We start from the raw sequence: 14,668 nt of genomic DNA, 5'->3' as shown, positions 1-14,668 counted from the left end.
GGCCAGGTGTGGAAGCGTTGCAAGGCGTGGAGCTGACTGGTACTAATACACCGAAGACTTATACACACACAAACAGTCATCAAGTGTGGTGTTCGCGTTCACTATGTGGTTGACCACCAACAACCCCAACCCCCCGTGTGGGGTGCGGGTGGTGTGGTTGGTAACAGAATATTGTTCCCGTAGGCAACGGGAAACCAGGTTTCCGCCCCGGGTTCGGGGTGGTGCAGGTTTCCGGTGGTTATAGCGTGGGGGAAACGCCCGGTCCCATCCCGAACCCGGTAGCTAAGACCCACAGCGCTGATGGTACTGCACTCGGTAGGGTGTGGGAGAGTAAGTCACCGCCGGAATTAACGTAGGAAGGGTTGAGGCCCCACCAGGACCACTCGAACAGAGTGGGCCAGGTGGGGCCTCCCCGCATTTAACACACCATTTCCGGTCTGCTCCCCCGGGAGGCCGGCGCTGGCAGCGGAGCCCGTGAGGTCCATCGTCTTTTCTGGGCGTGCCAGTTCGCACGCAATGTCTCCGAGTGCGCGTCTCCCCATGTGCTTGCCCATTCCTCCGGGTAGCCTGACGGAGTGATTACGGGTGAGTTCAAGTCGAAGATCGACCGAGTGTGGAACACGTTCTGGACGGGTGGCATCTCCAATCCGCTGGAGGTGATCGAGCAGATCACCTACCTGCTCTACATCAAGCGCCTGGACCAGGAGCAGGAGCTCATCGACCGTAAGGCCAGCCGTACCGGGCGCACCCCGGAGGACCCCATCTTCGGCCCCGGGGATGAGCAGAAGCTGCGGTGGAGTCATCTCAAGAACCAGGACCCGGCCACCGCTTACGAGTTGATGGACCGCGGGGTGTTCCCCTTACTCCGGCGTCTGGGTGGCGAGAGCGCCTACACGGAGCACATGCGGGACGCCCGGTTCACCATCCCCACGCCGGCTCTGCTGCACAAGGTCATCGACCTGCTGGACCAGTTGGACCTGCGCCAGGACACCAACGGGGACCTCTACGAATATCTGCTGTCCAAGCTGGCCTCGGCCGGTGTGAATGGGCAGTTCCGCACGCCCCGGCACATCATCGACCTCATGGTGGATCTCACCGAGCCGAACGCGGAGGACACCATCTGCGACCCCGCGTGCGGCACGGCGGGGTTCCTGGTGTCCGCGTCCGAGTACCTGCGGGAGCACGACGAGACCCTGTTTTCCGACCCGAAGAAGCGGGCTCACTACGGCTCGGGCATGTTCCATGGCTACGACTTCGACTCCACCATGCTGCGCATTGCGAGCATGAACATGCTGATGCACGGCATCGGTTCTGCGGACATCCGGTACCGGGACTCCCTGGCGGAGGTTTCCCGCAACGACGCCACGTACAGCCTGATCCTGGCCAACCCGCCGTTCGCGGGCTCCCTGGACTACGGGGCCACCTCCCAGACGCTGCTGAAGACCATCAAGACCAAGAAGACCGAGCTGCTCTTCCTGGCCCTGTTCCTGGAGATGCTGGAGACCGGCGGGCGTGCTGCCGTGATCGTTCCGGACGGGGTGCTGTTCGGTTCCTCCAAGGCGCACAAGGACCTGCGCCGCATGCTCGTGGAGGAGCAGAAGCTGGACGCGGTGATCAAGCTCCCCTCGGGCGTCTTCAAGCCCTACGCGGGGGTGTCCACGGCCATCCTGCTGTTCACCAAGACGGACAGTGGCGGCACCGACAACGTGTGGTTCTACGACGTCCGCGCGGACGGTTACTCCCTGGACGACAAGCGCACCCCTGTGGACGCGAATGACCTCCCGGACGTTCGCGAGCACTACCGCTTGTTCGTGTCGGGCAACGCCGCCGAGCTGGGTCGCGCGCACAGAGCAGTCCTTCGTGGTCCCCAAGGAGGAGATCGCGGAGCAGGGGTACGACCTGTCGTTGAACCGGTACCGCGAAGTGGTACAGGAGGAAGTAGAACACCGTAGCCCTACGGAGATCGTTGATGATATCGAGCGTCTCAATCAGATGATTGAGCACTCGCTGGCGTCATTGAAGGCGGATCTTCGATGATACGTATGAAGCTGGGAGATGTTGCTACGTTCGTGTCGGGAGGAACGCCCAGCCGTTCCGTGGCCGAGTATTACGGCGGACATATACCTTGGATTACAGGTGCGGACATCGACGATTCGGGGGATATCTCTTCCCGGTTTTGGATAACGACTGAAGCAGTGCAGAAGTCTGCAACTAACATTGTTGAGGCGGGCGCACTAGTACTGGTAACCAGGACGTCGGTTGGGAAGGTTGCGTTATTGGATCGAGCAACCGCAATCAGCCAGGACCTTACTGGAGTCATACCCCATACCGGGATCTCCCCCAATTATATCCGCCATTTTTTGAAATTGTCGGCTCGGTCGCTCGCGGATCAGGCGCGGGGCGCGACGATTAAAGGAATTACTCGGAACGTCGTTGCCTCTTTGATGATACCTGTACCCCCACTAGATGAGCAGCGGAGGATCGCGGGGATCCTGGATCAGGCTGACGCGATCCGCACGAAGCGCCGTGCCTCCCTCGCTCTCCTTGATGAACTTACTCAGTCAGTTTTTCTCGATTTATCAGTCTCCTCGGAACCGCAGAAAATGCGATTCGGCGATCTCGTCCAAAACTTCCGCAATGGTTTGTCCCCTTCGAACAGCGGTGAATTTGGGGCGCAGGTGCTGACTCTTGGTGCAATTACACATGGGAGGTTCGACCCTACATCACGACGGGCAGCGATGTTCGACCGAATACCCGAGGAGAATGTTCGTGTGCGAAAGCAAGACTTCTTGGTATGTCGGGGGAATGGGAATATCGACCTGGTGGGCCAGGGGGTGTTCCCCCAGTCGGACGACGATCAGGTCGTCTTCCCGGACACCATGATTGCCTGCCGTTTAGATGCTGACAAAATTCGTCCACCTTACTTGGCGGCACTGTGGGGTCAGCGAGTAGTCCGGCAACAGATAGAAGCGGGTGCGAGAACGACGAACGGTACTTTTAAGATTAACCAGAAAATCCTTGGGGACGTTTCTCTTCCGATCCCGCCTCTCGCCGTCCAGCAGGAGTTCGCCGCCCGCGTCGAGCAGATCAACGCGCAGCGCGCTCTCGTGGAGCGGGCGCTGGAGAAGGACGAGGAGCTGTTCGCGTCCTTGCAGTCGCGGGCGTTCTCGGGCGAACTGTAGGGTCGTTCCAAACGCATAGAGCCGGGGAGGGCGCGTGGGCAACTTCGATTTCTTGAGGGCCGAGTGGCCGGAGCTCTACGAGGACTGCGCGCGGGCGGAGTCCTACGTGATGAGCGACCCGCGGTCCGCGTGCTTTTACAGCCGCCGCGCCATTGAGGTGCTCGTGGGGTTCCTGTTCGACATGGAGAACCTGCGGGAGGCCTACGCCTCGGACCTGGCGGCCCGCACGAACGACTCCGCCTTCGTGGCCGTCACGGGCCCGGCGATCCAGGCCAAGCTGAACCTGATCCGCAAGAACGGCAATACCGCTGTGCACCGGACCGGGCCGATTTCTCGGCAGCAGTCGTTGCCGGTCCTCAAGGAACTGCACCACGTGATGATCTGGGCGGCGCTGCGCTACACCCGCCACCCGGACACCGTGGACCCGCACGCGGTGTTCGACCCTCAGGTGGCCGCACAGGCCGCGCCCCTGACCCGCGAGCAGGTGGTGCAGCTTGCGCAGAAGTTCAAGGACCAGGACGCCAAGTACCAAAAACTGCTCAAGGAGCGGGACGACCTCGCCGCCCAGCAGCAGGCCACCATCGCGGAGCTGCAGGCCGCCGTTCGCGCCGGGAGGGAGGTCCCTGTTGCACGCGACGACCGCGACCTGAACGAGGCCGAGACCCGCGCGACCAACATCGACACCCTGCTCTTCGAGGCCGGGTGGGAGCTCTCCGATCCCCGGGACCGGGAGTTCACCGTGTCCGGGATGCCCACCGCTTCCGGTACGGGCCGCGTGGACTACGTGCTGTGGGGCACGGACGGCCGCCCCCTGGCCATTGTGGAGGCCAAGGCCAGCCACGTGAGCCTGCGCGACGGCCAGCACCAGGCCAAGCTCTACGCGGACGCCCTGGAATGCGAGCACGGGCGTCGTCCGGTGATCTTCCTGTCCAACGGCTACGAGCACGAGATCTGGGACGACGCCGCCGGCTACCCGCCGCGCCGCGTCCAGGGCTTCTACACCCGGGACGAGCTGGAACTTGCCATCCAGCGGCGGGGCACCCGCGCGGCCCTGGCGCAGGCGCCGATCGACGAGAGCATCGCGGGCTTCGAGCGCCCCTACCAGACCCGAGCGATCCGCGCGGTGGACGATGCCTTCGACCGGAAGCAGCGCGCGGCCCTGCTGGTCATGGCCACGGGCTCCGGCAAGACCCGCACGGCCATTGCCCTGGTGAAGCAGCTGCAGGAGCATAACTGGGCGAAGAACGTGCTGTTCCTCGCGGACCGCACCGCCCTGGTGCGCCAGGCCAAGCGTGCCTTCGCGGAGCTGCTCACGGACACCGCGTCCGTGAACCTGGTGGACGAACGCCCCGGCGCCGGGCGCGTGTACCTCTCCACGTACCCCACCATGCTGAACCTGATCCACGAGAACGAGGGTGGGGTGCGGCGCTTCGGTCCGGGGTTCTTCGACCTGGTGATCGTGGACGAGGCGCACCGCTCCGTGTACCAGAAGTACCGGGCCATCTTCGAGCACTTCGACTCCCTGCTGCTGGGCCTCACCGCCACGCCCAAGGACGACATCGACCACAACACCTATCAACTCTTCGCCCTGGAGGACGGCGTCCCCACGGACGCGTACACCCTGGAGGAGGCCGTGGCGGACGGCAAGCTCGTGCCACCGCGCGGCAAGGAGATCGGCACCGGGTTCATCCGCCGCGGCATGCGCTACCACGAGCGCACCGAGGAAGAACGGGAGCGCTGGGACGAGCTCGACTGGGGCGAGGGCGAGATCCCGGACGAGGTCTCCTCGGAGGAGATCAACCGGGTGCTCTTCAACACGGACACCGTGGACAAGGTGCTGGCCGCGGTCATGGAGTCCGGGCACCGGGTGGCCAACGGGGACCGGCTGGGCAAGACGATCATCTTCGCCCGCAACCAGCGCCACGCGGATTTCATCCAGGAACGCTTCGACGCCCAGTACCCCGGCTACGGAGGCCGCTTCGCCAGCGCGATCACCCACGGCAGCCGCCATGCGCAGTCCCTGATCGACGACTTCAGCGACCCGGAGAAGGAACCGCACATCGCCATCTCCGTGGACATGCTGGACACCGGCGTGGACGTCCCGGACGTGGTGAACCTGGTGTTCTTCAAACCGGTGCGCTCCAAGACCAAGTTCTGGCAGATGATCGGCCGCGGCACCCGGCTGCGCCCGGACCTCTTCGGCCCGGGGCGGGACAAGGAGGACTTCCTGGTCTTCGACTGCTGCGGGAACCTGGACTTCTTCAACCAGGACCTCCCAGAGCCCAAGGGCTCCGTGCCCAAGTCCCTGAGCCAGCGCATCGTGGAGCACCGCGTGCGGATGATCTGCGGGATCGACGCGCAGGCCAAGCGCGGCAACCTGGCCGGTGACGTGCGGCAGCTGCGGGAGGACACGGCGTCGTCGGTGCAGCGGTACGTGCTGGGCATGAACCGCGAGAACGTGCTGGTACGCCCGCACCTGCGGCTCGTGGAACGCTTTGCCCGGCCCGAGGCGTGGCAGGCGCTGGACGAGTCCTCCGCCCAGGACGTCATGGACAACCTCGCAGGGTTGCCGTCCAGCGAGCAGGACCCGGACGTGGACGCCAAGAGCTTCGACCTGCTGGTGCTGCGCCACCAGGTGGCGCTGCTGGACGGGGACGACGCCGCGGGGGAGGGCTACCGGGCCAGGATCCAGGAGATCGCGGAGCAGCTGCGGGGCAAGGACAAGATCCCGGCCGTCCAGAAGCAGCTCGAGATCCTCGAGGCCGCTGCCGGGGACGAGTGGTGGCAGGACGTCACCCTGCCCATGCTGGACGTGCTGCGCCAGCGCGTCCGCGGGCTGGTGGCGCTGATCGAGAAGACCCGGCGCAATCCCGTGTACACCGACTTCCAGGACACCCTGGAGGAGATCCGGGATGTGGAGCTGCACCCCCGTGCTCCCGGCACGGATCTGGCACGTTTCGAGCAGAAGGCCCGGGCGTTCCTCACCCAGCACCTGGACCACGTGGCCATCGAGCGGCTGCGCCGCAACAAGCCGCTCACGGCCGCGGACCTCAAGAGCCTCGAGGAGATGATGATCGAGCACGGGGTGGGGGACCGGGACGCCCTGCGGGACGCCGCCGAGCGGAACCAGGGCATGGGCCTGCTCATCCGCAAGCTCGTGGGCATGGAACGGGCTGAGGTGTCCACGCTGTTCGCGGAGTACCTCAACCGCTCCACCCACACCGTGGAGCAGATCCGGTTCATCGAACGGGTGATCGACGAGCTCACCCGCAACGGGGCCATGGAGCCGGAGCGGCTCTACGAACCGCCCTTCACGGACATCGCCTGGTCCGGGCCGGAGGTGCTGTTCGAGGAGGAGGACGTGGACCGGATCATCGACCTCTCCGCGCTGGTGCGCCAGCGGGCCGTCCCGGCGGAGGCCCTGCCGCCCACGGGCTGACTGGCTGGCAGTCTGACGGGTTGACGGTCTGCGGGCTGGCGGGTGCCGCGCCGTGAGGACCGGCGGACAGAGGATGCCACGGCTCGTCACGGAGCCCGAATGCGCCGCCCCGAACATGCCGGACCGCCCGCGCCGTGCGTTTTGCGCGGCGTGGGCGGTCCGTGGTTCCGGAATCACCGTCTCCTGGCTCAGGCGGCGCCCGCTGAACTAAGGACGGGCCCCGCGCCGACGCGGGCGTCGTGGTCCTCCCGCTCGAGCTCCGTGCGCACGGACACCGCGGCGGCCACGAGACGGTCGAGTGCTGCCTCCGTCTCGGGCCGGCCACGGGTCTTCAGCCCGCAGTCCGGGTTGACCCACACGCGCTCCGCGCCGATGGCGTGGGCGGCATGGCGCACCCTACGAGCCACCTCCTCGAAGGAGGGCACGCGCGGGGAGTGGATGTCCCACACACCGGGTCCCACGTCCCTCGGGAAGTCCGCGGCGGCCAGCCCGTCCACGATGCCCGAGCCGGAGCGGGAGGCCTCCAGGGTGGTGACGTCCGCGTCCAGGCCCTCGATCGCATCCAGCACGGTCTCGAACTCGGAGTAGCAGAGGTGGGTGTGAATCTGCGTGTCCGTGGCGGCGGCGCCGGTGGCCAGCCGGAACGCGCCCACGGACCACTCCAGGTAGGCCGGACGGTCCGCCTCGCGCAGCGGCAGCAGCTCCCGCAGGGCAGGCTCGTCCACCTGCACCACGGCGGTGCCGGCGGCTTCGAGGTCGGTGATCTCGTCCCGCAGCGCCAGTGCCACCTGATCGGCCACCTCGGCCGCGGGGACGTCGTCGCGCACGAAGGACCACGCGAGGATCGTGACAGGACCCGTGAGCATGCCCTTCACAGGACGGTCGGTGAGCGACGCCGCGTAGCGCGTCCAGTCCACGGTGATGGGCACGCGCCGGGAGACGTCCCCGAACAGGATGGACGGGCGTGTGCACCGCGAGCCGTAGGACTGCACCCAGCCGTGGCGGGTGGTCGCGAAGCCCTCCAGGGACTCCGCGAAGTACTGGACCATGTCGTTGCGCTCCGCCTCTCCGTGCACCAGCACGTCCAGCCCCAGCTCCTCCTGGGCGCGCACCGTGCGGGCGATCTCCGACCGGATGGCCTCCCAGTAGGCGGCGCCGTCCAGGCGACCCGCCCGGTGGGCGGCGCGGGCCGCCCGGATCTCGGCGGTCTGCGGAAAGGAGCCGATGGTCGTGGTGGGCAGCAGCGGCAGCTTCAGCCGCTCCTGCTGCGCCGCCCGGCGTTCGGCCGCTGAGGGGCGCCGTCGGTCCTCCGGGGAGACGGCCGCGGTGCGCTCGCGGATCTCGGGGCGGCGCGTCGCGGGGTGGGCGGCCCGGGCCTCGCGGATGCGGATGTCGGTCTCCAGGGCCTCGCTGATCTCCTTCCATCCGTGCTCGACGCCGCGCGCCAGCTCGACGACCTCGCTCACCTTCTGGTCCGCGAACGCCACCCAGCTGCGCACGTCCGGGTCCAGTTCGGTCTCCCGGGTGACGTCGTGCGGGACGTGCAGCAGCGGCGTCGCCGTGCCCACCGCCACGGGGCCGCGGGCCGCGGCACGCAACCGGTCCAGGGTGTCCGTGGCGCCCGCCAGGTTCGTGCGCCACACGGTGCGTCCGCCCACGACGCCGCCCACCACCGGACGCCCGCCCCACGCCTCGAGGGCGGTGGCCGAGGGGACGTCCCCGCGGTCGAGGTCCACGGCGAGGGCGTCCACGCCCGTGCGGGCCAGCGCCAGGTGGGCGTCCTGGCCGGCGTCCCCGTAGCCCACGGTCACCAGCACCGAGGGGTGGTCGGACAGGGCGGTCAGCCGCCTGTACGCGGTGGTCACCGCGGAGAGGATCCGCTCGCGGGACGCGCCCCAGCCGTCCGCGGCGAGAGCGGATTCGTCCAGCTGCACCCACGGCACACCGGCCGCGTGCAGGGAGCTGAGGATCGAGACGTACTGGGCCAGGACGTCGTCGAGCCCGGCCAGGGGGTCAACCCGAGCGCCGTGGGCCACGGGGGTTTCCGGGCGCGAGAGCAGCAGGAAGGTCACGGGGCCCACCAGCACGGGGCGGGTCCGCACGCCGGTGCGCCGCTGGGTGTCCCGGTACCGGGAGACCAGGCTCTCCGGGTGCGCCCGCAGCGCGGTGCCGGGGTCGATCTCCGGGACGTAGTAGTGGTAGTTGGTGTCGAACCACTTGGTCAGCTCCAGCGGCTCCAGATCGTCCGTCCCGCGGGACAGGGCCGTGATCAGCTCGATCCCGCGCTCGGTGTCCGGCGCGGCGGGGGGGAGGCCCTCCGCCCGGAACCGGGCCGGCACGGCACCCAGGGCGAGCGCCGTGTCCAGGACGTGGTCCACGGCGAAGCCCTCGGACGGCACCGCGCAGTCCTGCGTGAGCCCCAGCTCGCGCAGCCTGAGGGTCGTGCGCTCCCGGAGGTCGCCGAGGGTGCCCAGGACGGTGCCGGCCGGGTGCCGTGCGGGATCCGCCCAGTGGGCCTCGAGGGCCCGCTTGAGCTCCCGGTCCGGGCCGATGCGCGGGTAGCCCAGGATCGTGGCGCTGGGCAGGGGGGTGGAATTCGTGATGGTCATGATCTCTCCTTGCGAGGGTCGGTCCGGGATGGAAAAAGGGTGTGAGGCAGCCGCGTCGCGGGTGGGCCGGCGACGGTGCTGCACGGGGTCACTGGGCGTGACTGGTGCGGCGGGCGTACCGGGGCACGTGCTCCAGTGCGCGTGGGCAGAGCCGTGCGTGCGGCTCCGCGGCGGGCGGGGCGCACGACGCCGCACGGTCAGGCCGCGGGGCTGCGGCCCCGGTACTCGCGGGCCGCGTCCCGCACGCGCAGGTGCTCCAGGATGGTGAGCGCCGCGTCCGGGCGGTTGAACGTGTACAGGTGGAAGCCGGCGCAGCCCAGGTCCAGGAGGTCGTCGATCAGTGACAGCGTGGCCGCGGTGCCCCGGTGCCGCAGCTCCTCGGGGGAGTCCGCGGTGAGGAACCGGGTGAGCCGCTCGGGAACGGGCACTCCGGTGATCTCCGTCATCCGCTGCAACCGTTTCGGGTTGGTCAGGGGCATGAGACCCGCGACCACCGGGATGTGGATCCCCTCGGAGCGCGCCCGCTCCAGGAACGACGCGTAGTCCTCGGGCTCGTAGAGCACCTGCGTGATCGCGTAGTCCGCCCCTGCCTCCTGCTTCTCCCACAGGGACGCGAGATCCGCCTCGGGGTCACGCCCCCGGGCGGGGGACGGGTAGCACGCCACCGACACGGACAGCGGCCGAGTCCCGGGGCGGAACCCGTCCCCGAAACGACGCCGCTCGACGTCCCGGATGAGCCGCACCAGCTCCGAGGCCCGGCCGATCCCACCGGGCGGGGTCCGCCACTGCCCGGCGCCCAGGGGCGGGTCCCCGCGCAGCGCGAGGAGGTCGCGGACGCCGTCGTCCAGCAGCTGCTCCACCGAACGCTCCAGCCCCGCGCGGTCCGTGCCGCCGCACGTGAAGTGGGCCATCACGGGGGTCCTGGTGGTGCGGCGCAGATGGCGCAGCGCCTCCCGGGAGACACCACGACCACCCGAGTGGCCGTGTGTGACGGAGAAGAAGTCGGGTCCGGCCTGGGCCATGGCGTCGATGCTGCGCCACACGGTGTCCGGGTCCGCGGTGGGGCGCGGCGGAAACACCTCGAAGGAGACGAGCGTGGACCGGCGGGGGGGGCGCACCAGCCAGGACGTGCCCGTGGGCACCTCGGCCGCGGGGGAGCCCGGGGTGGACGGCTGACCCGCGGGTGTGCCTGCGAGGCTGAGGCCCACAGGTGTGGCTGTGTCGGAGGGGCGGGCTGCCGCTCCGAGAGTGGGTCTGCCCTCAGCGCGGGCGGTGGACGACGTGACGGGCATGTGAGAAAACCTCCGGCGGTAGGACGCCGGAGGTCGAGTTCCGTGCGCCGTACTTGCCAGCCACGCGGTTGCGTGGCGGCCGGATCGTCATCTGGGGCACCCCACTACAGCAGGAGGGTTGCCGCCCGGCCAGCCAGAGCTTTTCGCCGGGTCTCATGATCCTTTGGTGGGAGAGACGGTAGCAGGTGATGTGGAACTGGCGAAAGCAAACCACGGGTCTGGCGTGTTCCCCGGGTCTGAAGGGGTCTGCATGGCGCCACTCGGGCACGGGCCGCTGCTACTCGCGTGCACGGTCCCGCTCTCACGCACTGTTCAGCACGAGGCGGTAAAACCCAGCGGAGAGACCGGCGGAGGGCTCTAGCCGCCGGCCGCCTCGTGACGAAGGCGGAGAGCGCGCTTCGGGAAGTTGGTGGTGACCAGCCAGGTGTCCGGTTTGCCCAGCCAGAACGTCAGATCGGCTTCCTCGTCAACAGTCCAGACCAGAAGCGGGATACCACGGCGGGCAGCAAAACGATGCAGGGTCAGCCGGGCGAGATCCTTGTTGGCCACCAGGAGATTCGCACGGCAGTTGCGAATTCGCTGGGCGGGAAACAGCTCCGAGAGCCTCACTTTCAACTTCTGGACAGCTCCGGCCCCTGACAGGTCTCGGCCGAGGGAGAGACCCACCAGCAGGTTGATGCCCATGCTGTCGGCCCAGTCACGAACGGCAAGGACGGAACGGTCCTCCAGCGTCGTGATAATGCACCCGTCCGCTCCCATCTCCTGGAGAACGACCTCGGTGGCGCGTACTTCCAAGGTGCTCTCGGGGTGGTGGTAGGCGTCCTCCGGTGACGTGAACTTGAGATCCACGTGAGCCTTGGCATGGCCCTTGATCGCATCCAGGCACTCGGCGAGCGTGGTGACGTCAGGAAGCAGCTCCCGAATGCGTGACAGCGTCATTTCCCGCAGCTGGTGGGTGAGCGCGCCCTCGCGGATGAACTCGTCATGGTTCAGCACGAAGTGCCCGTCCGCTGTGGCATGGACGTCGAATTCGATGAAATCGCATCCCAGCTCGGCCGCCCGATGGAGGGTCTCGAGCTTGTTCTCCCGTGCGAGGTCGTTCTCGGCGCCGCTGCGGTGTGCGGAGATCATGGGTGTTTCGGTCACGGTGTTCTCCTGAAGATTCCGTTGTGGACGGCGAAGATCAAAGAGTAGACCAGGATAAAGACGCTGGCGGCGATCGCCAGGGTCCATGCCAGGCCGTAGTCCCCCAAGTCCAAGATGGATGTCGTGCTGGGGACGTCGGCTTCGGTGGTCGCACCGAAGAAGGAGAACAGCACCCGAAAGGGAACACCAGGCCAGTGGCGATCATGGCAGCGAACTGCAATCTCTCCTTGCGGGTTGCTTCGGCGGAATCCGCTTGCGCGCGCAGCTCCACCAGGTAGGTTTCTGAGACCTTCGAGAGCGAATCCAGCATCCCGCGCGTCCGTTGCAGGGACGTCTCGACCCCGAGCGCGTCCGCGAAACTTCGACGGAATTCGTCGATCACCATGTCGGGGAATTCGATGTCATCAATGTATGCCTCGACACCGATGGACAGATCGAGTTGCAGCCGACGGGTGAGAACCGCGATGTTCTGGATCATGTGGTAGTCGGAGGCCGGTGGGGATTCTGACACGCCCGTCCGGCTCTGCAAGCTCTCAAAGTGCTGGTGAATTTTGGAACGCAAGGCGCGCAACCTGGAGAAAGCCGCCAGCAACGTGCTGGACGTGAGGTATATGGCGTTCGCAGTGGCTGGGGGATGGCCGCCCACGAGGATCACGCCCCGGCCGTGCGCGCCCACGTGCTCATCGGAAATGTTGAGCATCCGCGGTCTTCGGACGGTCTCCGGAATGAAGTTGTAGTGCTGTGCGTGATCGCGTAGCACTGTTCGGGCAATTGCCAGTTCCTTGGCCTCGGGATCCGCGGGCAGGGACCGCAGGTGGGCTCGTCCACAATCCACGATCTGCAGCACATCCTGATCCCACTGCAGGGGGCTGCTCAGACCAAGCTGCCACGCGGCCCACTGGGGGATGTGCTCGCCCTCGAACCGGACATCTTCCCGGCGGTGGCACAAGACGTTGAGCTCGTAGTTGACGTCCGAGTCGTGTGCGAGGGTTTCCCCCAAGAGATGCAGCTGGATCGACAACTGCCCGTCCCAGGCAATGCGGTAACGGTAATCAGCGGGAAGGTGGGGGATGGGGCGACCCTCAATCGCGATGTCGTCCGACCGCAGCTTTCCTGTTCTCAAGATCCTCTGGGAAGCCGCGGTATTGCCGCCCAGGTGGACGTTGAACCGCCCTAGGTCCAGATCGGTTTCAAGCGCCGAGGTGCATTCGGCCTCTGGGACGCCGTGTTTCGGGGGCCAGGTGAAGGTGTAGATATACGTGACCAGGGTGCTGTCGCGACCCGCCGGCGACATGTCCGGAACCGTGTTGTGCGTTGACTGACCGGACGAGACTCCCATTGCTCGAGTGTATGGCAGTCACTTGTCTCCGGTTCTCGTGCGCGCGATTTGAGTCATGAGTGGTGCCTGTTCGTGGCCGGTGCTAGACAGGATCCATGGCATCTCTCGACCAGCTACCCCGGGACCTCGTGAGTGAGCTGGAGGTGAGCGCGGCCCGCGGTCTCAGCGGCGGGGACAGCGCCAACGCCTTCCGGCTGGAGACCCCGCGGGGTGCGGTGTTCGCCAAGACCATGCCCCACCCGGCACCCGGCGTGCTTCCCCTGGAGGCGGCCGCACTGGAGAAGCTGCGGGCGGTGGCTCCCCAGGAGATCCGTGTCCCGGCCGTGCTCTTCGTCTCGGAGGAGGCGCTCGCGCTGGAGTGGATCCAGGAGGCATCCGGGAGTGCGGACCGAGCCACGGACCGCAGCTTCGGCACGGGGTTGGCGGTCATCCACCGGGCACCCGCACCGCACGTGGGGTGGCTGGGACCGGAGCTGCCCGAGCGCATAGGATCCATGCCCGTGGACCTCACCCCCACGGACGACTGGGCGGACTTCCTGCTGGAGCGGCGGATCGCGCCCCTGCTGCGGCAGGCGGTCGACGCGGGGAACCTGGACCCGGCGGCGTCGTCGTTGCTGGACGCCCTGGCGCCGCGAGCAGCCGAGCTGGCCGGCCCACCGGAACCACCGTGTCTGCTGCACGGTGACCTGTGGGCGGGCAACCGGGTGGTGGACGCCTCCGGGGGCAACTGGCTCATCGACCCGTCCTCGTTCTACGGCCACCGCGAGTACGACCTCGCCATGATGCAGCTCTTCGGCGGTTTCGGCCGCGAGTGCTTCGCGGCGTACGACGACGCCCACCCCCTCGCCGACGGCTGGCAGCAGCGGGTGCCGTGGTACCAGCTGCCCCCTCTGCTCGTCCACGCGATCCGTTTTGGCGGGGGCTACGGCGCGTCCGTGATGAGCGCGTTGCGCCGTCTCGGGTGAGTGACGCCCCGGGTGAGCGCCGACTGCGGGGCGCCGCCGCAGCTCCGCGGTGTTGGACAGGCGTCCGGGCCACGCACCATGATACTGATTAGATTGTCTAGGTACCGGTGACGCGAGGTGGAGCATGACGGAGAACGGTGCGGGGTTCCTCCCCGCCGGACCCCACTCGCGCGCGCTGCGGCGGGTGATCACGCTCAACCAGGAGATCGGCCACCAGCTGCGGCGCATCATGGGCCTCAAGGACACCGACTACTCGGCCATGGCCCTGCTGATGCGCCGCCCCATGGGGCCCACGGAGCTGGCGCGCGCACTGCACATCACCACGGCGTCCGCCACCGCCATGGTGGACCGGCTGGTCCTGGCGGGGCACGTGGTGCGCGAACCCCACCACGAGGACCGGCGCCGCATGACGGTGCGGGCCCTGCAGCCGTCCACGGAGGAGGTGGCCGCGCAGGTCGCCCCCATGATCGGGATGGTGGAGGAGGAGCTCGCCGCACTGGACGAGGCGGGGCGCCGTGCGGTGCTGCAGTTCCTCACGGGCACGGCCGCGCGCATGGAGGACCACCTGGAGCAGCTGCGCGAGCGTCCGGCACGGGCCGGTCACTGTGAGTCCTTCGCGGCGGGCCGTGCGGAGGGGACGTCGTGACGGGTCCCGCACACGGTGTTCCCCCGGCCCCGGCGGGGGCTGCCCCGCAG

Annotated in this window: 9 protein-coding genes, 1 rRNA gene and 1 riboswitch; of the genes, 6 read left to right on the top strand and 4 right to left on the bottom strand. The window is 67.7% G+C overall.

Features of this window, described 5'->3' with window-relative positions:
• Positions 1-230 precede the first annotated feature (230 nt).
• The 4 genes from rrf (at position 231) to D9R02_RS08985 (ending at position 6,621) form a co-directional block, all read left to right on the top strand.
• Positions 231-347, top strand: a 5S ribosomal RNA gene (gene rrf, locus D9R02_RS09000).
• Between the two features lie 228 nt (positions 348-575).
• Complete coding sequence (locus tag D9R02_RS08995; protein ID WP_259463939.1) at positions 576-1,952, top strand: type I restriction-modification system subunit M; 1,377 nt, start codon at positions 576-578, stop codon at positions 1,950-1,952.
• 81 nt (positions 1,953-2,033) lie between these two features.
• Positions 2,034-3,182, top strand: a complete 1,149-nt coding sequence (locus D9R02_RS08990) for a restriction endonuclease subunit S (RefSeq protein ID WP_121566786.1) — start codon at positions 2,034-2,036, stop codon at positions 3,180-3,182.
• Between the two features lie 34 nt (positions 3,183-3,216).
• The gene (locus D9R02_RS08985) at positions 3,217-6,621 is read left to right on the top strand and encodes a DEAD/DEAH box helicase family protein (protein WP_121566785.1); all 3,405 of its coding nucleotides are present in this window, start codon (positions 3,217-3,219) and stop codon (positions 6,619-6,621) included.
• A 188-nt stretch (positions 6,622-6,809) separates the two neighbouring features.
• On the opposite strand, the gene metE is transcribed toward D9R02_RS08985, so the two are convergent.
• The 4 genes from metE to D9R02_RS08965 all read right to left on the bottom strand — a co-directional run bounded on the left by metE (position 6,810) and on the right by D9R02_RS08965 (position 13,007).
• Positions 6,810-9,230, bottom strand: coding sequence for a 5-methyltetrahydropteroyltriglutamate--homocysteine S-methyltransferase (gene metE, locus D9R02_RS08980; protein ID WP_121566784.1), 2,421 nt, complete (start codon positions 9,228-9,230; stop codon positions 6,810-6,812).
• 197 nt (positions 9,231-9,427) lie between these two features.
• A complete protein-coding gene (locus tag D9R02_RS08975; RefSeq protein ID WP_121566783.1) occupies positions 9,428-10,522 on the bottom strand; it encodes a methylenetetrahydrofolate reductase in 1,095 nt (364 codons plus the stop codon).
• A 44-nt stretch (positions 10,523-10,566) separates the two neighbouring features.
• Positions 10,567-10,683, bottom strand: a riboswitch (SAM riboswitch).
• A 196-nt stretch (positions 10,684-10,879) separates the two neighbouring features.
• Complete coding sequence (locus tag D9R02_RS08970) at positions 10,880-11,668, bottom strand: glycerophosphodiester phosphodiesterase (protein ID WP_183085977.1); 789 nt, start codon at positions 11,666-11,668, stop codon at positions 10,880-10,882.
• Positions 11,669-11,705: 37 nt separating this feature from the next.
• Entirely contained in the window at positions 11,706-13,007 is a 1,302-nt protein-coding gene (locus D9R02_RS08965; protein ID WP_147435345.1) for a hypothetical protein, read from the bottom strand.
• Positions 13,008-13,102: 95 nt separating this feature from the next.
• Here D9R02_RS08965 and D9R02_RS08960 point away from each other — a divergent pair, with 95 nt between their 5' ends.
• Together D9R02_RS08960 and D9R02_RS08955 are read left to right on the top strand one after the other, a co-directional pair.
• Positions 13,103-13,972, top strand: coding sequence for a fructosamine kinase family protein (locus D9R02_RS08960; RefSeq protein ID WP_121566780.1), 870 nt, complete (start codon positions 13,103-13,105; stop codon positions 13,970-13,972).
• A 124-nt stretch (positions 13,973-14,096) separates the two neighbouring features.
• A complete protein-coding gene (locus D9R02_RS08955; RefSeq protein WP_121566779.1) occupies positions 14,097-14,618 on the top strand; it encodes a MarR family winged helix-turn-helix transcriptional regulator in 522 nt (173 codons plus the stop codon).
• Positions 14,619-14,668 lie beyond the last annotated feature (50 nt).

This window comes from Kocuria rhizophila, from assembly GCF_003667225.1.
In the GTDB taxonomy this organism is placed as follows: Bacteria; Actinomycetota; Actinomycetes; order Actinomycetales; family Micrococcaceae; genus Kocuria; species Kocuria rhizophila.
The sequence above is the reverse complement of the archived record's forward strand: the minus strand, read 5'-3'. Positions and strand labels throughout refer to the sequence as shown.

Coding starts and splice junctions, on each gene's coding strand:
- metE (WP_121566784.1), bottom strand. CDS start 9,230: ATGACCATCACGAATTCCACCCCCCTGCCCAGCGCCACGATCCTGGGC.
- D9R02_RS08960 (WP_121566780.1), top strand. CDS start 13,103: ATGGCATCTCTCGACCAGCTACCCCGGGACCTCGTGAGTGAGCTGGAG.
- D9R02_RS08965 (WP_147435345.1), bottom strand. CDS start 13,007: ATGGGAGTCTCGTCCGGTCAGTCAACGCACAACACGGTTCCGGACATG.
- D9R02_RS08955 (WP_121566779.1), top strand. CDS start 14,097: ATGACGGAGAACGGTGCGGGGTTCCTCCCCGCCGGACCCCACTCGCGC.
- D9R02_RS08975 (WP_121566783.1), bottom strand. CDS start 10,522: ATGCCCGTCACGTCGTCCACCGCCCGCGCTGAGGGCAGACCCACTCTC.
- D9R02_RS08990 (WP_121566786.1), top strand. CDS start 2,034: ATGATACGTATGAAGCTGGGAGATGTTGCTACGTTCGTGTCGGGAGGA.